The sequence below is a fragment of the Vibrio sp. R15-SG3-ISO1A genome (assembly GCF_059833955.1).
In genome coordinates this window covers 24229-46777 of the sequence record NZ_JCBDGH010000034.1, presented here as the reverse complement: position 1 = coordinate 46777, position 22549 = coordinate 24229, and the positions used below count along the sequence as shown (strand labels likewise).

The following is a 22549-nucleotide window of genomic DNA, read 5'->3' as shown; positions in this document are numbered from 1 at the left end:
ACCTTTTTTATGTGTGGCTGGAAAAGGCTTGAGTCCTGTTCTAGCGGCGCATTGGGGGCAGATCTTGATTGTTGGTTGGGATGATGAGAATCATTGTCTACACTATCATCAATAAGCCGCACCCCGACTCACAACAGACCGATTGAAAGAGGTAGTCGATAGATGACATTTGCTTTGGGCCAGCGTTGGATCAGCGATACAGAGAGTGATTTAGGTTTAGGTACTGTAGTCGCACTGGATGCTAGAACGGTCACATTGATGTTTGCCGCATCCGAAGAGAATCGCGTGTACGCGCGCAATGATGCGCCGGTGACTCGTGTGACGTTTAACCCAGGGGATGTTGTGGATAGCCAACAAGGGTGGTCATTGCGTATTGAGCAAGTGGTTGAAGAGCAGTCGCTGCTGACCTACATCGGTACGCGTGAAGACAACGATGAGAAAGACGTCGAGCTGCGTGAAATCATGCTCAGCAACCAGATTCGTTTTAATAAACCTCAAGATAAGCTGTTTGCTGGTCAAATCGATCGTATGGACAACTTTGTGCTCCGTTATCGTGCACTGATGAACCAATATGAGCAGCACAAGAGCCCAATGCGCGGCTTATGTGGTATGCGTGCGGGCTTGATCCCTCATCAGCTTTACATCGCCCATGAAGTGGGGCGTCGTCACGCGCCGCGCGTGTTGTTGGCCGATGAAGTGGGCCTAGGTAAAACCATTGAAGCGGGCATGATCATCCATCAGCAAGTGCTGGCGGGTCGCGCGGAACGCATTTTGATCGTGGTGCCAGAAACGCTTCAGCATCAATGGTTGGTGGAGATGATGCGTCGATTCAATCTGCATTTCTCTATCTTTGATGAAGAGCGTTGCATTGAAGCGTTCGCGGAAGCCGATAATCCATTCGATACCCAGCAATATGTGCTGTGTTCACTCGATTTTCTACGCAAGAGCCGTAAGCGCTTCGAGCAAGCGCTTGACGCCGATTGGGATCTCTTAGTGGTCGATGAAGCGCACCATTTAGAGTGGAGCCCAGAGCAACCGAGCCGTGAATATCAGGTGATTGAAGGCTTGGCTGCGCGTACACCTGGTGTACTCCTGCTCACCGCGACACCTGAACAGCTAGGTCGTGAAAGCCATTTTGCACGCTTGAGATTGCTCGACTCGGATCGCTTCTTTGACTATGAAGAGTTTGTCAAAGAAGAGCAGCAATACGCCCCGGTGGCCGATTCGGTCAGCGCTCTGTTCTCTGGCGAATCCTTGGCGGATGAGGCGAAAAACCAGATCACCGAGCTCTTATCTGAGCAAGATGTTGAGCCACTGTTTCGTATTATCGAGAGCAACAGTGACGACCAGGCGATTGCCGCCGCACGTCAAGAGTTGATTGATAATTTGATGGATCGTCATGGTACGGGGCGCGTGCTGTTTCGTAACACGCGTGCGGCGATCAAAGGCTTCCCAGTGCGTAATGTGCATTTGGTGCCGATGCCGATTCCGAGCCAATACACCACGGCGATGCGTGTCTCTGGCATGATTGGCGGTAAGATGAGCCCAGAAGCGCGTGCGCTGAAAAATCTCTACCCTGAAGAGCTGTTCCAAGAGTTTGAAGGTGACGAATCGAGCTGGTGGCAGTTTGATAGTCGCGTTGATTGGTTACTTGAGAAGATCACGCAAAAACGCAGTGAAAAGGTGTTGGTGATCGCCTCTCGCGCCAGTACGGCGTTGCAATTGGAACAAGCGCTGCGCGAGCGTGAAGGCATCCGTGCCACGGTATTCCATGAAGGTATGTCGATTTTAGAGCGCGACAAAGCGGCGGCGTACTTTGCTCAAGAAGAGGGAGGCGCACAGGTTCTCATCTGTAGCGAAATTGGCTCTGAAGGGCGCAACTTCCAGTTCGCGAACCAACTGGTGATGTTTGATTTGCCGTTCAACCCAGACTTACTGGAGCAACGCATCGGTCGCTTAGACCGAATTGGCCAGCAGCGTGATATTGATATTCATATCCCTTACCTTGAAGGCACCTCGCAAGCGATTTTGGCGCGTTGGTTTAATGAAGGTTTGAATGCGTTTGCCCAAACCTGCCCAACGGGTCGCATGGTCTACGACAAGGTGTCGGATGCGCTGATTACTATGTTGGCTAGTGGGGATACCAGTGAGTTGGATGACGTGATTGCTCAATCTGCGGCAATGAACAAAGCGCTCAAAGCGGAGCTGGAGCAAGGGCGTGACCGTCTGCTTGAAATGCACTCGCACGGCGGTGAGAAAGCGCAAGCGATTGTCGATACGATTGCCGCGACCGATGGCGATACGAATCTTGTCACGTTCGCCTTGAGCCTGTTTGATACCATTGGTATTAACCAAGACGACAAAGGCGAAAATGCGCTCGTGGTCACCCCTTCTGAGCACATGATGGTGCCCAGTTACCCAGGGCTGCCATACGAAGGCGCAACCATCACCTTTGACCGTGATACGGCGCTGTCTCGTGAGGACATGCACTTTATCAGCTGGGAACACCCGATGATTCAAGGCGGTATTGATCTGCTGATGAGTGAGGGCGTGGGGACCAGTGCGGTGTCACTGCTGAAAAACAAAGCTTTGCCTGTAGGGACGCTGCTGCTTGAACTGATCTACAAAGTGGATGCGCAAGCGCCCAAACGTACTGGCATCAGCCGTTTCTTACCGACCACGCCGATTCGCATCATGCTTGATGGCAAAGGCAATGACTTATCGGCGCAAGTGGAGTTTGATAGTTTCAACCGTCAGCTTAGCCCGGTCGGCCGTCATATTGCGGCCAAGCTGGTCTCTTCGGTACAGGCACAGGTACATCAACTGATTGCCGCAGGTGACAAGCTGGTGGTCGAAAAAGTGGAAGCTGTACGCGAGCAAGCGCAGAAAGAGATGCAATCGAGCCTAAATGGCGAGCTTGAGCGTTTGCAGGCGCTCAAAGCGGTGAACCCGAACATTCGTGATGAAGAGATTGAAGCGATTGATGAGCAGATTACCGCGCTGACCGGTTACATCCGCCAAGCGCAATACCAGCTCGACTCACTGCGTATGATTGTCGTCGCGCACAACTAAGTGATCGCAACGCGAGTAACGTATTAGTACAAGGCCCTCAACGTTGAGGGCCTTTTTGATCGTTAATAAAGATGACGAAACCGATGACTAAAGAAGCCATTTCCACCAAATAAAGACCGCCAAAAAGCCGAACAGATAAATCAGACCGGCGATGGAGAGCCCCTTTAGAGAGGACGTCATTGCGAGCGGCTTAGGCAGATCGGTTTTGGTCACCAAAATGTAGTTGAGTAAACCGAAAAATGGAGTCGTAACAAAGGCAAGGATCATCGCAAAATTGAGCATTGGCAGTAGCGCTTTGGCCCAAAACAAGATGATGGCAAGGGCTGCTGCAGAGATGATCACCATCCAAGTCAGCGTCACGCCGTTTTTCATTTCTGGTTGCTTTTGCACTAAACGTTGAGATTCAGACAACACACGCGCATAACCGTCAATCACGGTGATCGTACTACCAAAAATACAGAAGAACGCAATCACAGCAATCAAGTAGCGAGACCACTCACCAATGGTCGAAGCATAGAGCCCTACCAGTTGATGCGAGAAGCCGACGCCAGAGCTTGAAAGCTCCACGCCTGTCCCATGCAGCACCAAAGCGCCCAAGGAAAGAAAGACAATCGCCAGCAGCGCAGTCCCTATGTAGCCCACGTTGAAATCAAACAGCGCAGAGCGCGGCGTGACGGTTTGCTGCTTGCACTGACTTTTTAGCCACATTGAGGTGATACTGGAAATTTCAATCGGTGCTGGCATCCAGCCCATGGTCACAACGAGAAATCCGATTGCGGCTAATGTCCAAGGCGATGGGGATTCAAAGCCCACGACGGGCTCGGCAGGTTTACCCAATGCGATGCACACCGCAAGCAGTGTGGCAATGGTTAGAACCGCCATGATGGTTTTCGATAACGCATCCAACGCCTTGTAGTGGCCGGCAAATAAAATCGCTAAACAGGTGGTCAGCACAAGGATGCTGAGCACGGGCATCGAGAGATCAAAGGGTACGAAATAGGCGAGCAAGCTAGCGCTAAACATCAGCAGTGCAGCGGTGTTGACCACTGCGGAGACCGCACTTAAACCGACAAACAGCCACAAGTATGGTTTGCCAAGTTTTGAGTAGCCTTCGACTAAACTGGTGCCGGTGCCCATAGTGTATTGCACACCGGCGCGAAAAAACGGGTATTTGAATACGTTGACGAGCAAAATGAGCGCCGCCAGCTGCCAGCCATAAATGGCGCCCGCTTTGGTGGAGGCGACTAAGTGAGAGCCACCGACAGCAGCGGCGGCCATCATAATGCCTGGGCCTAATGAGCGAATAAGGTGGGCTAACGAGAAACGCGCCTTCGGGGGCGCTGAAGTGATACTTTCCATACTACGGCCTATGGGTGAAATGTTGTGTTTTATTGTATTTATTACCTGTCAAGGTTATTAAGGAATAACACATTTGCTTTGTCTGTCATAGATTTTTTACACTTTGAGTGAAACTTTCTTTTCAAGCGTGAATAATCGACAAAAATGCCAGACTGGTGCCCTTGCGAGTGGCTTCGGGTATACTTCGCCCGAATTCATAGTAGTTGAGAGTGTTTATGGCCATGCTGGAGTACAACCCACCAAGGGAGCCTTGGGTGGAGGTTGTTTTTGAAGATGAACATATCCTTGCGGTCAATAAGCCGTCAGGGCTGCTGTCTGTACCTGGCCGCGATCCTGCTCATCGCGACAGCATGTGGTCACGACTGCAAGAGACGCACCCAGATATTCAGGTGGTGCATCGCTTAGATATGTCCACTTCCGGCCTAATGGTATTAGCAAAAAACAAACTCGCAGAAAGTGCGTTAAAGAAGCAGTTTCAGTTTCGTCTCACACACAAAGTCTACTATGCACGAGTATGGGGAGAGGTGAGTGAGCAAGAGGGCGTCATTGATCTGCCGCTGATTTGTGACTGGCCAAATCGCCCGCGGCAAAAAGTGTGTTTAGAGACAGGTAAACCGTCAAAAACCTTATACCAAGTGGCGAAACGAGAAGAGAAAACCACCATCGTGCGCTTGTTGCCGGTGACGGGGCGCTCTCATCAACTGCGCGTTCATATGCAAGCGCTCGGCCACCCGATTGTCGGTGATGAGTTCTACTCCAGTGGTGAGGCGCTGCTCTGTTCGGATCGCTTAGCCCTTCACGCGGCAGAGTTGAGCTTTTATCATCCACGCAGTCATTGGCTGAAAAGTATTTTTGTTCCTTGTGACTTCTATCCCGAGGCACAAGAGATGCTGTTTGATTATTTCGATCCTGTGCGAAAATTACCCGACTATAAAACACTGCCCAAACCATAATCGGTGACACAGAGTGGGCAGTTGAAGGAGACCTTATGCTGCCCAACCTTGTTTTTCTCGACAGAGCCACCATTCCAAGTCAAATCACCTTGCCAGCTCCTCGCCATCCGCACGTTTGGCAAGCATATGATTTCACCGCACCAGAACAAGTGGTCGAGCGCCTGCAAGGCGCCACTGTCGCGATCACCAATAAGGTGGTACTCGATGAAGCGGTGCTTGCGCAGCTTCCATCACTCAAACTCATCGCCGTCTCGGCGACAGGATACAATAACCTTGATATTGAAGCGTGTCGCCGCTTGGGCATTGCTGTGACCAACGTTCAAGGTTACGCCACCCAATCGGTACCTGAGCACGTGCTGGGTATGATCTTTAGCTTGAGTCGTCACCTCAGTGCCTACCATCACGACATTGCCCAAGGGGAGTGGCAGCGCAACAAGCAGTTCTGCTTTTTTACCCACCCGATAAGGGATGTAGCGGGGACAACCCTTGCGATTGTGGGCGGCGGGGCATTAGGACGGGCCACCGCGCAACTGGCCAGTGCGGTCGGTATGCACGTGATCTTTGCTGAGCGTAAGGGGGAACATCAGTGCCGTGAGGGCTATGTCCCGTTTGAGGCGGCGCTTTCTCAAGCGGATGTGGTGAGTTTGCACTGTCCACTGAGTGATGAGACCTTTCACCTCATCGGTGAGCCAGAGCTGGGCTTGATGAAATCGAGCGCGATATTGATCAATACTGGGCGAGGGGGATTGGTTGATGAACAGGCATTGGTGTCGGCGTTGACGTCTGGTCAGATAGGGGCGGCGGGGGTCGATGTGTTCACGAGTGAGCCAGCCGATGAGAGTAACCCTTTGTTGGCGAATATTTCGCTCCCAAACCTGCTGCTTACACCACACGTTGCTTGGGGTAGCGACTCCGCGATTCAGAAACTCGCCGACATTCTTATTGATAACATCGACGCATTTCTTGACGGTCGAGAGCAAAATCGCGTGGTGTGATTTACTCGCTGCTGCTGGCCTTTAATTGACTCAAGCCTTGATTGAATACACGCAGCAGCTTTTCTCCATCGGGGTGCGCTTTGGAGAACATCAAATAATTACTATTAGTCAAAAATGGCTTAGGGTGAAAACTGATCAGAGCCTGGGTTTCATAGGGGAGTTTGTTGAGCGTAAATAGACCGATGTGTTTCTCTTCTGGCACGAGCTCAACCCGGCGATATTTGAGAAATTGAAACGCTTTGGTAGGGTCGGCGACCCGATACATGGTGACATGCCCATCCTCGATCAGTGCATCCAGTTCTTCACCATAGCTGTAGCCCAGCCCACCGCCAAGGTGTTTACCCTCTAAATCTTCTAAACGCTGCCAAGAAAAGTCATCACTTTTGCGATGAAAAAAAACAAATTCCTCCTGTGCCACTGGTTCGCTGAAATAAAAATGTTCGGTTCTCTCTTGGGCAAACATCCAGATCGCGGTGGCGACAAATTCGCCTTCACTCGCTTCTTTGTAGGCCCGTTTCCAAGGAAAGAAGTGAAATTCGACTTGATAGCCTTGTGTCGCAAACGCCTGCTCAATGGTCTTTCCGACAAATCCGAATTCTTCTAACTCTTGGCCAATAAAAGGTGGCCACTCACCTGCGGCAATTTTGACAATCTTATTGTCTTCATCATTATTCACTTCACCATTATTGGTTTCTGCCGTGGCGTCGACACTCACGGCGAACCACAATGCGAACAGGGCACTAGAAAGGGATACTGCGAGCGCGCGCACAAGTCACTCCTTTGTCGCTTTTACTTTAACTTTAGTTCTCAGCCGATAAAGAGCAAGACATAAAAAAGGCTGGTCATCATGACCAGCCTCCCAGACTTGATTTATGCACTTACAGTGCGGCAATCGTCGTTTTTTGCTCTTCAAGCTTCACGAGCGTTTCTTTGTAGCCTTCTAGCTTCTCACGCTCTTTAGCCACCACCGCTTCTGGTGCTTTAGCCACGAACCCTTCGTTACCTAGCTTGCCTTCAATGCGTTTGATTTCGCCTTGTGTCTTTTTGATTTCACCATCGAGGCGAGCAAGCTCGGCGTCTTTGTCAATTAGACCCGCCATTGGGATCATTAGCTCCGACTTAGCGACGAGTGCCGTTGCACAAGCTGGTGTTTCTTCACCCGCTTCCAGTACACGTACAGACTCAAGCTTCGCCAGAGAAACAAGAACTTGCTTGTTCGCTTCTAGACGAGCTGCGTCTTCCGCGTTTGCGGCTTTTAGCATCACTTCAAGCGGCTTACCTGGGTTGATGTCGTACTCCGCACGTAGGTTACGGATACTAGTGATGAATGACTTCACCCACTCGATGTCATCAAGAGCTGCTTGGTTGAAGTTCGCTTCGTCGAACTGAGGAAGCGCTTGAAGCATGATCGTCTCACCTTCAACACCATCAACCAGTGGTTTAACGCTCTGCCAGATAGTTTCTGTGATATATGGGATCACTGGGTGCGCAAGACGAAGTGTCTTCTCTAGAACGGTGATCAGCGTGCGGCGAGTACCACGTTGCTGAGCTTCGTTACCTTTCCAAAGCACTGGCTTAGTGAGCTCTAGGTACCAGTCACAGAATTGGTTCCAGATGAATTCGTAAATCGTGTTTGCTGCCATATCCAGACGGAAGTTATCAATGTGACTATTGAACTCTTTCGCCGCTAGCTCAAACTGAGACTCGATCCATTTGTCTGCGAGTGAGTACTCGATCTCACCTGCCTGTTCGTTAGATGAATGGAAGCCACAATCCTGATCTTCTGTATTCATCAGCACGTAACGGCTCGCGTTCCATAGCTTGTTACAGAAGTTACGGTAACCTTCCAGACGCTTCATATCCCAGTTGATGTCACGACCCGTTGAAGCCATAGCAGCAAGCGTGAAGCGCAGTGCATCCGTACCGTAGGGTTCGATACCGTTTTCAAACGTCTTACGCGTGTTCTTCTCGATCTTCGCGGCAAGTTGAGGCTGCATCATGTTACCGGTGCGCTTCTCAACTAGAGACTCAAGGTCGATGCCGTCAATCATGTCGATTGGATCAAGCACGTTACCCTTAGACTTCGACATCTTGTCGCCGTTTTCATCACGGATGAGACCCGTTACGTAAACCGTCTTGAATGGCACTTGTGGCTTGCCGTTTTCATCTTTACAGAAGTGCATAGTCATCATGATCATGCGAGCAACCCAGAAGAAGATGATGTCGAAACCGGTGACCAGCACATCTGAAGGGTGGAATGTTTTCAGATCATCTGTGTTTTCAGGCCAGCCTTGTGTGCCAAACGTCCACAAGGCAGAAGAGAACCAGGTATCCAGTACGTCGTCATCTTGGCGCAGTACCACAACCGGTGCTAGGCCGTTCTTCTCACGCACTTCGTCTTCAGTGCGACCAACGTAGACATTGCCGTCGTTGTCGTACCATGCAGGGATACGGTGCCCCCACCATAGCTGACGAGAGATACACCAGTCTTGAATGTCACGCATCCAAGAGAAGTACATGTTTTCGTATTGCTTAGGTACGAATTGGATTTCGCCGTCTTCTACTGCTTTAGTTGCGGTTTCTGCAAGAGGAGCAGTACGCACATACCATTGGTCGGTCAGCATCGGTTCGATGACCACGCCGCCACGGTCGCCGTATGGCACGGTGAGGTCGTGGTCTTTGATTTCGTCGAGCAGGCCAATCTCTTCAAATTCCGCTACGATGGCTTTACGCGCGGCAAAACGCTCCAACCCTTGGTATTTAGCCGGGATCTCTGTTGAGTATGCATCGCTCGCTTCGCCATTCGTGTTAAACACTTCGGCTGCGTCACGGATGTTGGCATCAAAGGTGAGGATGTTGATCATCGGTAGCTGGTGGCGCTTACCCACTTCGTAGTCGTTGAAGTCGTGCGCAGGGGTGATTTTCACACAGCCTGTGCCTTTCTCCATGTCCGCGTGCTCATCACCGACGATAGGGATGCGGCGGTCAACGATAGGAAGAAGGATCTCTTTACCGATCAAGTCTTTGTAGCGAGGATCTTCTGGGTTCACCGCAACGCCCGTATCACCCAGTATCGTCTCTGGACGAGTGGTAGCGACAACGATGTAGTCTTTGCCGTCTGCCGTTTTCACCCCATCCGCTAGTGGGTAGCGGAAGTGCCACATGTGGCCTTTTTTATCTTTGTTTTCAACTTCAAGATCAGAAATTGCGGTATGCAGTTTAGGATCCCAGTTAACCAGACGCTTACCACGGTAGATGAGGTCATCCTCGTAGAGGCGCACGAACACTTCTTGAACGGCGTTTGATAGGCCGTCATCCATAGTGAAACGTTCACGGTCCCAGTCGACAGAAGCACCTAGGCGACGCAGCTGTTTAGTGATGGTGCCACCTGATTCGCCTTTCCATTCCCAGATTTTGTCGATGAACGCATCACGGCCGTAATCGTGCTTGGTTTTGCCTTCTTCTGCCGCGATCTTACGCTCAACCACCATCTGTGTGGCAATACCCGCGTGGTCAGTACCGACTTGCCAAAGGGTGTTCTTGCCCTTCATACGTTCGGCACGGATCAAGGTATCCATGATGGTGTCTTGGAATGCGTGGCCCATGTGAAGGCTACCGGTGACGTTCGGTGGCGGGATCATGATGCTGTATGATTCTTTCGTCGTGTCGCCGTGCGGCTTAAAGTAGCCTTTTTCTTCCCAAGCCTGGTATAGAGCTTGTTCAATTGAAGTTGGGTTGTATGTCTTTTCCATAGCGCTCATTTTGCCTCGTGATGATGGAACCTAAGCGGCGTGCATTCACCTAATGATTAGGGCCAGCCTACGTTCTACCCCTTGGAGGTTTGATTCTGGTTAATGGTAAATCTAGGTCAATCTTTATAAGTGAACTCTCTGAAAAGAGAGCTTAACTATAAGGATTGACGATCAGTGGTGTTCGAGTGCGATCGTTTGCATTTGAAAGCCCGATTGACGGTAAATTTTATACCGTTCTCGCGCTTGCTGCTTGGCTTTTTCGTCGCAAGGGACGAAGTCTACCACCTCTGTAAACGGATGCGCAAAGGTTGTCTCATTTTCAGCCAAATTTATCACCAACTGGCGATGCCAAGAAGGGCGGACCTGCTGATGGCCGATCTCAATCTGTGTGCCATACTTGGGGCCTTCTCCGATCAAGTTGTGGCCGATGTACTGCTCAGGTTCCACTTGCCAAAACCGCTCTGCAAGGGCTTCCGCGTGGGCTTTGTGCTGGCAGTTGACGTACACTTTTGCCCCTTGTTTGGCAAAGTGCTGCGCCAAAAAGACCGCATACGCATCCAACCCTTCAGGGGTGGCTTGGGGAGAATCCGATTGAATCAGATAAAAGGTCGCGTTAGCCATGATATTTGCTGATGCCTTTATACAAAAAAGGGCCTTGCGGCCCTTCGATGTGGTTGAGGATTACTCCTCAGTATCTTGACCGCTGCGATTGAGCAGGAACTGGACAAGCATAGAGACTGGTCGGCCTGTTGAGCCTTTCGCTGCGCCAGATTTCCAAGCAGTGCCCGCGATATCGATGTGAGCCCAGTTGTACTTCTTCGCAAATTTCGACAAGAAACAGCCGGCAGTAATGGTGCCACCAGGACGACCACCAATGTTCGCCATATCGGCAAATGGGCTTTTCAGCTGTTCATGGTACTCATCGGCCATCGGTAAGCGCCATGCGCGATCGCTCGCTTGCTCAGAAGCGTTGATAAGCTCGTGAGACAGCGGGTTATGGTTTGAAATCACGCCACTGATGTGGTGACCCAGTGCAATCACACACGCACCAGTGAGGGTAGCGACATCCACGACACATTCTGGTTCAAAGCGCTCAACGTAGGTCAGTGCATCACACAGAACCAAGCGGCCTTCGGCATCGGTATTCAATACTTCGACCGTTTGACCTGACATAGTGGTTAGGATATCACCCGGACGGTAAGCGTTGCTGCCTGGCATGTTTTCACAGCCGGCCAGCACACCAATCACGTTGATAGGCAGGTTCAGTTTCGCGAGCGCTTTCATGGTGCCAAACACGGAGGCAGCGCCACACATGTCGTATTTCATCTCATCCATGCCTTCGCCAGGCTTGAGTGAAATGCCGCCTGAATCGAACGTCAGACCTTTGCCAACTAATACGATAGGCTTGGCTTGTGCGTCTGGGTTACCCTTGTACTCCATGATTGACATCATCGATTCGTTTTTCGAACCGCGGCCTACCGCTAGGTAAGAGTTCATCCCCAGTTTTTCCATCTCTTCTTCGCCGATCACTTTCGTCGTAATCGTCTCGTAGTCGTCCGCTAAGCGGCGCGCTTGAGAGGCGAGGTAAGCTGGGTTCGCAATGTTGGGTGGCATGTTGCCAAGGTCTTTACACGCTTTGACACCCGACGAGATGGCCAAGCCGTGCGCGATCGCTTTTTCACCCAAGTTCAACTCACGACGCGTCGGTACGTTGAACACCAACTTGCGCAGTGGGCGACGAGTTTCAGGCTTGACGCTCTTAAACTGATCAAAGGTGTAGAGGCCATCTTTGGTCGCTTCGACCGCTTGGCGCACTTTCCAGTAGGTATCTCGACCTTTCACATGCAGCTCAGTCAAGAAGCACACCGCTTCCATAGAGCCCGTTTCGTTCAAGGTGTTGATGGTTTTCTGGATAATCTCTTTGTACTGACGTTCACCCAACTCGCGCTCTTTGCCGCAACCGACAAGCAGAACACGCTCAGACAACACACCAGGTACTTGATGCAGAAGTAGCATCTGCCCAGGTTTTCCTTCTAGATCACCACGGCGAAGTAGTGAACTGATATAGCCATCGCTGATTTTATCTAGCTGCTCAGCAACTGGAGAAAGGCGACGTGGCTCAAACACCCCGACAACGATACATGCGCTACGTTGTTTCTCTGGGCTGCCACTCTTTACACTGAACTCCATGCGTACTCCTACATCCTGAAGACAAATCGAACTAAATGTTAGATAATGGCGTCTTACTTGTTGATTCCTACACCGGAACTATCTTTAAATAAGCGCGTTAACAATTAGCCAAAAAATTTAAAAACAAAAGGTTCATCGGGAAATTATAGTGATTCAATTAAAAAAACAAGTTTTGTATAGGTAATTTCAGCGTGATTATTGTTAGATATTTGATCCGCGAGACACTCAAGAGCCAATTAGCGATATTTTTTATCCTGTTTTTGGTGTTTCTCAGCCAAAAACTGATCAAAGTGCTTGCCGATGCATCCGATGGTGATATCCCCGCAAGTTTGGTCATGCACTATGTCGGCTTGAGCATGCCGTCAATGGGCCTTTTGATGCTGCCACTCAGTCTATTCTTAGGCATTCTTCTCACCTTTGGCCGACTCTACGCAGAAAGTGAAATTACCGTGATGAACGCAACGGGGATTGGCAACAAATTCCTCATTCGCGCCGCTTTGTACTTAGCGGTGATCACCGGGTTAATTGCCGCCGCCAACGCGTTTGTTTTTGCGCCTTACAGCCAAGAAAAGCTGATTCAATTGCAAGAAGAAGTCGAAGCGGAAAACAGCGTTGATCTCCTCAAGAAAGGCCACTTCCAAGGTACGCCGGATGGATCATCTGTTGTGTTTATTGATGATATAGACGGTAAAAAACTCAAACACGTTTTTGTCGCACAAATGCGCCCGAGAGACTCCATTTTACCGAGCGTCTCTTTCTCTCAATCTGGTGAAGTGAAAGAGCTGAGCGATGGGCGTCAGGTTATTCGCATGTATGACGGTACACGCTATGAAGGGGTGCCAACGCGTGTGGATTATATGATCACTGAGTTTGATCAGTACGAGGGACTGATTGGTCAGCGCGATGTGAAAGCGAAAGGGCGTGACTGGGAAGCAATTCCGACGATGGAGCTGTTGTCCAACCCTGACCGACGCGCACAAGCGGAGTTACAGTGGCGTCTCTCGTTAGTGGTCTGTATCCCTTTGCTCACCATGCTGGTGGTGCCGTTGTCGGCGGTTAACCCACGTCAAGGGCGCTTCGCGAAAATGGGGCCGGCAATATTGATTTACTTGGCCTACTTCTTAGCCATCAGTGCGACGAAATCGGCTCTTGAAGATGGCTCTATTCCTACAATGATCGGCATGTGGCCAATTAACGCGGCGTTGTTGCTGACCGCAGTGGGCATCAACTCGATGGACAGTATTGCGGTTCGTCGCTTTAAAGATAGACTCAGACAAAGAAAAAAGAAGGCAGCGTAAGTCGTGTTTAAGATTCTTGATCTCTACATAGGTAGAACCATTATTGCCACGACGTCTCTGGTGTTGGCTACGTTTGTTGGCTTGTCGGCCATCATCAAATATGTCGAGCAGTTGCGTAAGGTCGGCAGTGGCACCTATGACTTGTTGCAAGCGCTGTTTTTTGTCGTCCTCAGTATTCCGCGTGACGTCGAGATGTTTTTCCCAATGGCGGCATTGCTTGGCGCTTTGATAGGGCTTGGTATGCTGGCTTCAAGCTCCGAGCTTGTGGTGATGCAGGCGTCGGGTTATTCGAAGTTAGATATCGGTTTGTCGGTACTCAAAACCGCAGTGCCGTTAATGGTGCTGGTGACATTGCTCGGACAATGGGGTGCGCCGCAAGCGCAAAAAATGGCGCGTGACTTACGAGCGTTTGCCACCTCTGGCGGCGCGATTATGTCTGTGCGCACTGGTGTTTGGGCGCGTGATGCCAATGATTTTATTTTTATGGGTAAAGTCGAAGACGACACGATTTATGGCATGAACATGTGGCGATTTGACAGCGATAAAAAGCTGCAAACCGTCGTGTACGCCAACAAAGTGGATTACCTGTCCGACAACACTTGGCTCATGAAAGAGGTCCAAGTGACGGAAATGATGGACGACGTCGAGATCAATAAAACGGCGCTGCCTGAATACCGTTGGACGACGTCGCTCGCCCCCGACAAGCTCGCCGTGGTAACGGTGAAACCTGAAGAGTTATCACTGGGTGGCTTGTACGATTACGTGACCTACTTAAAAGCCTCAGAGCAGGACTCTTCGCGCTATGAATTGGCGCTGTGGCGTAAAGTCACGCAGCCTTTCTCCATTGCCGTTATGATGTTGATGGCGCTGTCGTTTATCTTTGGTCCGCTGCGTAGTGTCACCATGGGCGCGCGCATTTTATCGGGTGTGGTGGCCGGCTTCACCTTTTATATCTCGAGTGAATTCTTTGGCCCGCTCAGCTTGGTGTACAGCATTCCGCCTGTTTTTGGTGCGGTGATGCCGAGCGTGGTGTTCTTGACCATTGCGCTGTTGCTGTTACGCCGCAAGTTGTAGCCCACGGGGCGTGATCTTTCACTAGCATGTTAACAACAAGGCCTCCCAAATTCGGGAGGCCTTGTTGTCTTTAGGTTTGATAGTGTACTGAGCTTTAGAGGTGTTTCTTTAAACGGTACAGCGCTTCTAACGCTTGTCGAGGCGTTAAATCATCAGGATCAATATTGGCCAGCATCTGTTCCACTTCACTTGGCTCGGGGATCAAGCTGAGCTGGTTAGCCACATCAACGCCAGCTCGCGCAGGTGCTGGCGCATCGGTTAACGAGATTGATTCCAACTGCTGCAATTTAGCCCGTGCTTGCTTGATGACACTTTTTGGTACGCCAGCTAACCCGGCAACGGCGAGACCGTAGGATTTACTTGCCGCTCCTTCTTGCACCGCGTGCATAAAGGCAATGCTATCGCCGTGCTCAACCGCATCAAGGTGGACGTTGGCTAAGGTTGCGATCTGGTTGGGCAGCTCTGTTAATTCAAAATAGTGGGTGGCGAACAGAGTCATCGCTCCAAGCTCTTTGGCAAGCCATTCAGCGCTTGCCCAAGCAAGCGACAAGCCATCGTAGGTACTGGTGCCACGGCCAATTTCATCCATTAACACTAAGCTGCGCTCCGTGGCGTTGTGCAAGATGTTGGCGGTTTCCGTCATTTCGACCATAAAGGTCGAGCGCCCAGAGGCCAGATCGTCGGAGGCGCCAATACGGGTAAATATACGATCAATCGAGCCTATGGTTGCCGATTCAGCGGGCACATAGGAGCCGATATGCGCCATCAAAGCGATAAGGGCGGTCTGGCGCATGTAGGTCGATTTACCGCCCATGTTAGGCCCGGTAATGATCAACATCTTACGTTGTGGCGTCAGTTCTGTGGGGTTGGCGATAAACGGTTCATCCATTACCTGCTCCACCACTGGGTGGCGACCGCCTTGGATATGAACGCCAATCTCACCATTGAGTATCGGGCGGCAGTAGTCGAGGCTATCGGCGCGCTCTGCTAGGTTTTGTAACACATCGATTTGTGACAATGCTGAGGCCAGGTTTTGCATCTGTTCTAAATGAGGCAGCAGCAGATCAAACAGGCCTTCCCATAACTGCTTTTCGAGCGCCAGTGCTTTTGACTTGGAGTTTAAGACCTTGTCTTCATGCTCTTTCAGCTCTGGAATGATATAGCGCTCGGCATTTTTTAACGTTTGGCGGCGAACATAGTGAGGCGGCACAAGGTGGCTTTGGCCACGGCTGACCTGAATAAAGAAGCCATGCACATTGTTGTAGCCGACTTTCAATGTATCAATGCCGTGACGTTCGCGCTCTTCTTGCTCAAGTTGGTCCAGGTATTCGGTGGCGCCATCGGCCAATTTACGCCATTCATCAAGCTCTGCGTCGTAGCCTTGTGCAATCACCCCTCCGTCACGAATGACGACGGGCGGATTCTCTTTAACGGCGCGCTCAAGCAGTTCGCAGACTTCTTCCATCGGCGCAGCATACTGGGCGAGCTTTTTAAGGTACGGGTGCTCAGCACTTTTCATCACATCAGCGAGCTCTGGCAACTGTTGCATGGCAAAGCGCAGTCTTGCCATATCGCGAGGTCGAGCACTGCGCAGTGCTAAACGTGCAAGAATGCGTTCAATGTCGCCCACTTGTTTGAGTACAGGCTGCAACTCAGTAAAGAGCGCGAGCTGCTTAAGTTCTGTGATGGCATCGAGACGCTGATTGAGCGTGTCGATATCGCGCATCGGTTGGTGCAACCAACGTTTGAGCATTCGACTGCCCATTGGCGTTGCGGTGTGATCGAGTACGGAAGCCAACGTGTTGTCGGTGCCGCCCGCGAGGTTTTGCGTGATTTCCAAATTGCGTCTTGTCGCCGCGTCTAAGATCACCGAATGATCTTGGCGATCAAACGTCAGCGAGCGAATATGAGGCAGGGCGGTGCGTTGCGTATCTTTGACGTACTGGATCAAACAGCCAGCGGCACAGAGGCCCAGTTTGGCATGTTCAACACCAAAGCCGACCAAATCTCGCGTGCCAAATTGTTGGTTGAGCTGCTGCTTGGCCGTATCGAGCTCGAACTCCCAGATTGGTCGGCGGCGATTACCACTGCGCGAAGACATCAGATGCACGGGCTCAAAATCTTCAGGGAACAAAAGCTCTCTTGGCGAAGTGCGTTGTAGTTCTGCCGCCATCGCTTCCTCGCTTTGCGGCTCCATCAACTGAAAGCGACCGGAAGTCACATCGAGCGTCGCGTAGCCGAATCGACCATCGTGATGATAGATCGCGGCAATCAAGTTATCGATCCGTTCAGAGAGTAGGGCTTCATCGGTCACTGTTCCGGGTGTCACGATGCGCACTACCTTACGCTCCACAGGACCTTTGCTGGTGGCTGGATCGCCGATCTGCTCACAAATCGCGACGGATTCACCGAGTTGAACCAACTTGGCGAGATAGCCTTCGACCGCGTGGAAAGGCACGCCCGCCATCGGGATGGGCTCACCGGCTGACGCGCCACGCTTAGTGAGGGAAATGTCTAACAATTGCGAGGCGCGTTTTGCGTCATCGTAAAACAGTTCATAAAAATCCCCCATGCGGTAAAAGAGCAGAATGTCAGGGTTCTCTGCCTTTAACTTGAGATACTGCTGCATCATTGGGGTATGTTTTTGTTCTGCTTTCACGGTTACATCTTTCGTTTGTGGTTATTGCGGCTTAGGATACGTGAATCACCAAATGGGTAAAAGGTGCAAAGGATGCAAAGCAAACAAAATTTATCTCACCAAGTTGGGGAAGCCTTGGCTCAACATGGCTTGGTGCTAACGACCGCAGAGTCCTGTACCGGTGGCGGTGTCGCGACAGCGATCACAGACATCGCTGGCAGCTCAGCGTGGTTTGATCGAGCGTTTGTCACCTACAGCAACGAAGCGAAAATTGAGATGCTCGGCGTGAGTGCCGATACTTTGGATCAATATGGCGCGGTGAGCGAACCGACGGTGCGCGAAATGGCGCAGGGAGCATTGGCTCATTCACGGGCCGACATCGCGATAGCGATTAGCGGCATCGCGGGCCCAGGAGGCGGAACGCAAGAGAAGCCGGTAGGCACGGTCTGTTTTGCCTGGTGTGACCGTCACTCATGGCAAAAAATCGAGACGTGCCATTTTAATGGGAACCGTGACGCAGTTCGCTCCGCTGCGGTCGAAACCGCTTTAGAAGTGCTGTATAAAGAGTTGCAACAGAGAGTGAAAACGTCGTAGCTAAACAGTTAATTATTATTTATCAGTAGCATACGATTGAATTTCAAAAAAACGCTGATCAGTTATAGACACTGTATGAATCAACAGTATAATGGCGTTTATAGAGTGTTCGGGCCACCCCCGATTTGAAGAAAGTATTCATTTTTACCTGATTTCAGGTGAAAGTTTTGGAGAAAGTAATGGACGATAACAAACAGAAAGCGCTAGCCGCTGCGCTAGGCCAGATTGAAAAGCAATTCGGTAAAGGTTCAATCATGCGCCTTGGTGACAACCGCGCAATGGATGTGGAAACGATTTCTACTGGTTCTCTTTCTCTTGATATTGCACTGGGTGCCGGTGGCCTACCAATGGGTCGTATCGTTGAGATTTATGGCCCTGAATCATCAGGTAAAACAACCTTAACGCTTGAACTGATTGCCGCTGCGCAACGTGAAGGTAAAACGTGTGCCTTTATCGATGCTGAGCACGCGCTTGACCCTGTCTACGCGAAAAAACTGGGTGTGGATATCGATGCGTTATTAGTGTCTCAGCCAGACACAGGCGAGCAAGCGCTTGAAATTTGTGACGCGCTCGCACGTTCTGGTGCGATTGACGTGATGGTGATTGACTCCGTTGCTGCCTTGACACCAAAGGCTGAAATCGAAGGCGAAATGGGCGACAGCCACATGGGTCTTCAAGCGCGTATGCTTTCACAAGCAATGCGTAAGTTGACGGGTAACCTTAAGCAATCTAACTGTATGTGTATCTTCATCAACCAGATTCGTATGAAGATCGGTGTGATGTTTGGTAACCCAGAAACCACCACGGGTGGTAACGCACTAAAATTCTACGCTTCTGTCCGTCTTGATATCCGTCGTACGGGTTCTATTAAAGAAGGCGATGAAGTGGTCGGTAACGAGACGCGCATCAAAGTGGTTAAGAACAAGATTGCCGCGCCATTTAAGCAAGCTGAAACGCAAATTATGTACGGTCAAGGTTTCAACCGTGAAGGCGAGCTTATTGACCTTGGCGTGAAACACAAGATGGTAGAAAAAGCCGGTGCATGGTACAGCTACAACGGTGACAAGATCGGTCAGGGTAAAGCGAACGCGTGTAAGTTCCTGCGTGAGAATCCTGAAGCGGCGAAAACACTGGATAAAAAGCTGCGTGACCTTCTGCTTTCTCCGGCTGAAATCCCAGCTGAAGAGCCAGAATTTGGCCAAGCGCCAGAGCAAGAAGAGCTATAAGCTTTTAGCCTCATTCATCAAAGCCCTGCTTATGCGGGGCTTTGTCGTTTCTTGTACTCTCAATGTTCGCTACATTCTCGATATGAAAAGTAGGCGGTACCTTCTCGAGAGTTACTGAATTCGAGAGTCACTGAATCATCCTCTCACTTGTCATGGATCACTGTGCGATTATGTATCAACGTCAACCTCCGACACTGTCCAGTAAAGAAGCTGCGATGCAATTGCTTAGCCGCCGAGATCACGGCGTGTATGAGCTGCAACAGAAGTTAAGCCTCAAAGGCTATGAGGACGCCGACATTCAAGAGGCGGTGAATTTTTGCCTAGAGCACCGCTATCTCGATGACCTGCGTTATGCCAAGAGCCAGGTTCGCCAACAGGTTTACAAAGGCCATGGTGAGCGTCGAATTCGCCAAGAGCTGCAACAAAAAAGAGTGGCTGAGTCGACAGTCAATCAAGCCCTTGAGGAAGAACCTCAAGACTGGTTTGAGCTTGCCAAGCTTGCGGCAGAGAAAAAATTCAAAGGCATCAAAGCACAAGATCAAAAAGCGTACGCTAAACAAGTGCGTTTCCTACAGTATCGTGGATACAGCTTTGAACAAATCAGTTACGCCTTAAACGGCCATTGTGACTCTTAATTCAACACGCTTTCATCAATCTAAGCGTGAACTACCGTCAACGGCGGCATTTTTTCAAGAAAACTAGTCGTAGCTGACTGCATGATCTACAATACGGCAAAATTCTAACTCGACTATTTTCAGGAAGAGCTGCATGTACATGAGCACTGATGAGGTTCGTAACGCGTTCCTCAAGTTCTTTGAAAGCAAAGGACACCAAATCGTAGAAAGTTCATCGTTAGTACCGCATAACGACCCAACCCTGCTATTTACTAACGCAGGCATGAACCAATTCAAAGATTGCTTCTTGGGCGCAGAAAAACGTGCCTACACGCGAGCAACTACGGCTCAGCGTTGTGTACGTGCGGGTGGTAAACACAATGACCTAGAGAACGTCGGCTTCACGGCTCGTCACCACACCTTCTTCGAAATGCTCGGTAACTTCAGTTTTGGTGATTACTTCAAAGAAGATGCCATTGCGTTCGCTTGGGAGTTTCTGACCGAAACATTGCAATTGCCAAAAGATCGTCTTTTAGTCACTGTCTACGAGACCGATGACGAAGCATTTGAAATCTGGAACAAAAAAGTAGGTGTTCCCGCCGATCGTATCGTACGCATTGGTGACAAAGAGGGCGGTAAGCAATACGAGTCAGACAACTTCTGGACCATGGGTGATACGGGTCCATGCGGTCCTTGTACCGAAATCTTCTACGATCACGGTGAGCACATTTGGGGTGGCCGTCCGGGTACGCCTGAAGAGGATGGTGACCGTTTCATCGAGATCTGGAACAACGTATTCATGCAGTTCAACCGTCATGCTGACGGTACGATGGAGCCACTACCTAAGCCAGCTGTTGATACGGGCATGGGTATTGAGCGTATTTCTGCCATCATGCAGGGCGTTCATTCAAACTACGAAATCGATGTATTCCAAAAGCTCATCAAAGCGGCGGCAGAAGTGGTCGGTTGCGAAGACCTTTCAAACCAATCGCTACGCGTGATTGCTGACCACATTCGCTCTTGTTCATTCCTAATCGCAGATGGCGTGATGCCTTCAAACGAAGGCCGTGGTTACGTTTTGCGTCGTATTATTCGTCGTGCTGTGCGTCATGGTAATAAGCTAGGTGCCAAAGGCGTCTTCTTCTACAAGCTTGTCGGCGTTTTGGCAGAAGTGATGGGCAGCGCCGCTGACGAACTTAAGAAGCAACAAGCGGTTGTTGAGAAAGTACTTCGCATTGAGGAAGAAAACTTTGGCCGCACACTCGAGCGTGGCATGGTTATCCTCAATGAAGCACTGGATGCACTTGAAGGTAAAGAGCTTGATGGCGAGACCGTATTTAAGCTTTACGACACATACGGCTTCCCGGCTGACTTAACTAACGACGTGGCTCGTGAGCGTGATTTCACCATCGACGAAGCAGGTTTCGAGAAAGCGATGGAAGAGCAGCGTCAGCGTGCACGTGAAGCTGGCCAATTCGGTACGGATTACAACGCAACCATTAAAACGGAAGCGGAAACCGAATTTTGCGGTTACACCGGCACTCAAGGTAAGAGTCATGTGGCTGAAATCTTCGTTGAAGGTGAAGTGGCAGAATCTCTATCGGCAGGTGACAAAGCGATCATCATCCTGGGTGAAACGCCTTTCTATGCAGAATCGGGTGGTCAATGTGGCGATGCGGGTGTTCTGAAAACAGAATCAGGCCTATTCAAAGTCGAAGATACTCAGAAGTTGGGTAATGCGATTGCGCACCACGGCGTTTTGGCTGAAGGTGTACTGGCAAAAGGCGAACAAGTGGAAGCGCTGGTTGACGCTGAGCGTCGTGCGGCTATCTCTCTCAACCACTCAGCCACGCACTTACTTCACGCAGCGCTGCGCCAAGTCCTTGGTGAGCACGTTACGCAAAAAGGCTCACTGGTTAAGCCTGAAAACCTTCGTTTTGACTTCTCTCACTTAGAAGCGGTAACCGCGACTGAACTGAAAGAAGTGGAGCGCTTGGTCAATGCCCAGGTTCGTCGCAACCATACGATTGAAACCAATATCATGGACATCGAGTCGGCGAAGAAGAAAGGGGCAATGGCTCTGTTCGGCGAAAAATACGACGATGAAGTGCGTGTACTATCGATGGGTGACTTCTCGACCGAACTGTGTGGTGGTATTCACGCGGCCAATACGGGTGATATTGGTCTCTTTAAGATCACGTCAGAAGGTGGTATTGCAGCGGGTATCCGTCGTATTGAAGCGGTAACGGGTGAAGCAGCGTTAGATGCGATTGAAGCTCAAGCGGCGAAGTACGAAGAGAAGCTTGCGGAATCTGCGCAGAAAGCCAAATCTTTGGAAAAAGAGATCCAGAAGCTCAAAGACAAGATGGCTGCAGCCGAGAGTGCCAACATCATGGGTAAAGTACAGGATATTGCCGGTACTAAAGTCCTGATTGCAGCACTAGAAGGTGCGGACAACAAAAATCTTCGCGTTATGGTAGACGATGTCAAAAATCAGATGGGCAGTGGCATCATCATGCTGGCGAACATCAACGATGACAAAGTAGGCCTTATCGCAGGCGTGACCAAAGATCTCATCGGCAAAGTGAAAGCGGGTGAGTTGGTCAACATGGTCGCGCAACAAGTCGGTGGTAAAGGCGGCGGTCGCCCTGATATGGCTCAAGCTGGTGGTACGGATGTGTCGGCACTACCTAAAGCGCTTGAATCCGTTCAAGGGTGGCTGGAAGAGCGCCTCTAAAATCGCGAGAGTAATTATCACGCTCAATCATTAGTTTGATTGGGCGT

The 22549-nt window shown here is 50.5% G+C and carries 15 protein-coding genes; 9 read left to right on the top strand and 6 right to left on the bottom strand.

Annotation, left to right across the window (positions count from 1 at the left end; genetic code table 11):
• Nucleotides 1-162: 162 nt before the first annotated feature.
• A complete protein-coding gene (rapA, locus tag AC6R0L_RS05560) occupies nt 163-3072 on the top strand; it encodes an RNA polymerase-associated protein RapA (RefSeq protein ID WP_500628525.1) in 2910 nt (969 codons plus the stop codon).
• Between the two features lie 87 nt (nt 3073-3159).
• Here the strand turns inward: rapA and AC6R0L_RS05555 are convergent, their stop codons facing one another.
• Nucleotides 3160-4431, bottom strand: coding sequence for an NRAMP family divalent metal transporter (locus tag AC6R0L_RS05555; protein WP_500628524.1), 1272 nt, complete (start codon nt 4429-4431; stop codon nt 3160-3162).
• A gap of 215 nt (nt 4432-4646) precedes the next feature.
• Between AC6R0L_RS05555 and rluA the strand changes: the two genes are divergently transcribed.
• A complete protein-coding gene (gene rluA, locus AC6R0L_RS05550; protein WP_500628523.1) occupies nt 4647-5384 on the top strand; it encodes a bifunctional tRNA pseudouridine(32) synthase/23S rRNA pseudouridine(746) synthase RluA in 738 nt (245 codons plus the stop codon).
• 35 nt (nt 5385-5419) lie between these two features.
• Nucleotides 5420-6379, top strand: a complete 960-nt coding sequence (locus AC6R0L_RS05545) for a D-2-hydroxyacid dehydrogenase (protein WP_500628522.1) — start codon at nt 5420-5422, stop codon at nt 6377-6379.
• A gap of 1 nt (nt 6380) precedes the next feature.
• Here the strand turns inward: AC6R0L_RS05545 and AC6R0L_RS05540 are convergent, their stop codons facing one another.
• The 4 genes from AC6R0L_RS05540 to pepA form a co-directional block, all read right to left on the bottom strand.
• The gene (locus AC6R0L_RS05540) at nt 6381-7094 is read right to left on the bottom strand and encodes a substrate-binding periplasmic protein (RefSeq protein ID WP_500628530.1); all 714 of its coding nucleotides are present in this window, start codon (nt 7092-7094) and stop codon (nt 6381-6383) included.
• 163 nt (nt 7095-7257) lie between these two features.
• Complete coding sequence (locus tag AC6R0L_RS05535; protein WP_500628521.1) at nt 7258-10131, bottom strand: valine--tRNA ligase; 2874 nt, start codon at nt 10129-10131, stop codon at nt 7258-7260.
• A 171-nt stretch (nt 10132-10302) separates the two neighbouring features.
• Nucleotides 10303-10752, bottom strand: coding sequence for a DNA polymerase III subunit chi (locus AC6R0L_RS05530; protein WP_487901756.1), 450 nt, complete (start codon nt 10750-10752; stop codon nt 10303-10305).
• 60 nt (nt 10753-10812) lie between these two features.
• Entirely contained in the window at nt 10813-12321 is a 1509-nt protein-coding gene (gene pepA / locus AC6R0L_RS05525; protein WP_334555072.1) for a leucyl aminopeptidase, read from the bottom strand.
• A 191-nt stretch (nt 12322-12512) separates the two neighbouring features.
• Here pepA and lptF point away from each other — a divergent pair, with 191 nt between their 5' ends.
• Both lptF and lptG read left to right on the top strand, forming a co-directional pair.
• Nucleotides 12513-13619, top strand: coding sequence for an LPS export ABC transporter permease LptF (gene lptF / locus AC6R0L_RS05520; RefSeq protein ID WP_500627074.1), 1107 nt, complete (start codon nt 12513-12515; stop codon nt 13617-13619).
• A gap of 3 nt (nt 13620-13622) precedes the next feature.
• Complete coding sequence (gene lptG / locus AC6R0L_RS05515) at nt 13623-14693, top strand: LPS export ABC transporter permease LptG (protein WP_334555074.1); 1071 nt, start codon at nt 13623-13625, stop codon at nt 14691-14693.
• Nucleotides 14694-14787: 94 nt separating this feature from the next.
• Here lptG and mutS read toward each other — a convergent pair whose 3' ends face one another.
• On the bottom strand, nt 14788-17352 hold the full coding sequence (mutS, locus tag AC6R0L_RS05510; protein ID WP_500628520.1) for a DNA mismatch repair protein MutS: 2565 nt from the start codon (nt 17350-17352) through the stop codon (nt 14788-14790).
• A 72-nt stretch (nt 17353-17424) separates the two neighbouring features.
• On the opposite strand from mutS, the gene pncC reads away from it, so the two are divergent.
• From pncC to alaS, 4 genes are all read left to right on the top strand, one after another.
• Nucleotides 17425-17925 carry a nicotinamide-nucleotide amidase gene (gene pncC / locus AC6R0L_RS05505; RefSeq protein WP_500628519.1) on the top strand — a complete coding sequence of 167 codons (501 nt, stop codon included), beginning with the start codon at nt 17425-17427 and terminating at the stop codon, nt 17923-17925.
• A 179-nt stretch (nt 17926-18104) separates the two neighbouring features.
• Complete coding sequence (recA, locus tag AC6R0L_RS05500) at nt 18105-19151, top strand: recombinase RecA (protein WP_334568429.1); 1047 nt, start codon at nt 18105-18107, stop codon at nt 19149-19151.
• Nucleotides 19152-19321: 170 nt separating this feature from the next.
• Nucleotides 19322-19786 carry a recombination regulator RecX gene (gene recX / locus AC6R0L_RS05495; RefSeq protein ID WP_487901751.1) on the top strand — a complete coding sequence of 155 codons (465 nt, stop codon included), beginning with the start codon at nt 19322-19324 and terminating at the stop codon, nt 19784-19786.
• Between the two features lie 133 nt (nt 19787-19919).
• A complete protein-coding gene (alaS, locus tag AC6R0L_RS05490) occupies nt 19920-22502 on the top strand; it encodes an alanine--tRNA ligase (protein WP_500628518.1) in 2583 nt (860 codons plus the stop codon).
• Nucleotides 22503-22549 lie beyond the last annotated feature (47 nt).

Coding starts and splice junctions, on each gene's coding strand:
- AC6R0L_RS05555 (WP_500628524.1), bottom strand. CDS start 4,431: ATGGAAAGTATCACTTCAGCGCCCCCGAAGGCGCGTTTCTCGTTAGCC.
- AC6R0L_RS05545 (WP_500628522.1), top strand. CDS start 5,420: ATGCTGCCCAACCTTGTTTTTCTCGACAGAGCCACCATTCCAAGTCAA.
- recA (WP_334568429.1), top strand. CDS start 18,105: ATGGACGATAACAAACAGAAAGCGCTAGCCGCTGCGCTAGGCCAGATT.
- AC6R0L_RS05535 (WP_500628521.1), bottom strand. CDS start 10,131: ATGGAAAAGACATACAACCCAACTTCAATTGAACAAGCTCTATACCAG.
- alaS (WP_500628518.1), top strand. CDS start 19,920: ATGTACATGAGCACTGATGAGGTTCGTAACGCGTTCCTCAAGTTCTTT.
- rluA (WP_500628523.1), top strand. CDS start 4,647: ATGGCCATGCTGGAGTACAACCCACCAAGGGAGCCTTGGGTGGAGGTT.
- rapA (WP_500628525.1), top strand. CDS start 163: ATGACATTTGCTTTGGGCCAGCGTTGGATCAGCGATACAGAGAGTGAT.
- pepA (WP_334555072.1), bottom strand. CDS start 12,321: ATGGAGTTCAGTGTAAAGAGTGGCAGCCCAGAGAAACAACGTAGCGCA.
- AC6R0L_RS05530 (WP_487901756.1), bottom strand. CDS start 10,752: ATGGCTAACGCGACCTTTTATCTGATTCAATCGGATTCTCCCCAAGCC.
- pncC (WP_500628519.1), top strand. CDS start 17,425: ATGCAAAGCAAACAAAATTTATCTCACCAAGTTGGGGAAGCCTTGGCT.
- recX (WP_487901751.1), top strand. CDS start 19,322: ATGTATCAACGTCAACCTCCGACACTGTCCAGTAAAGAAGCTGCGATG.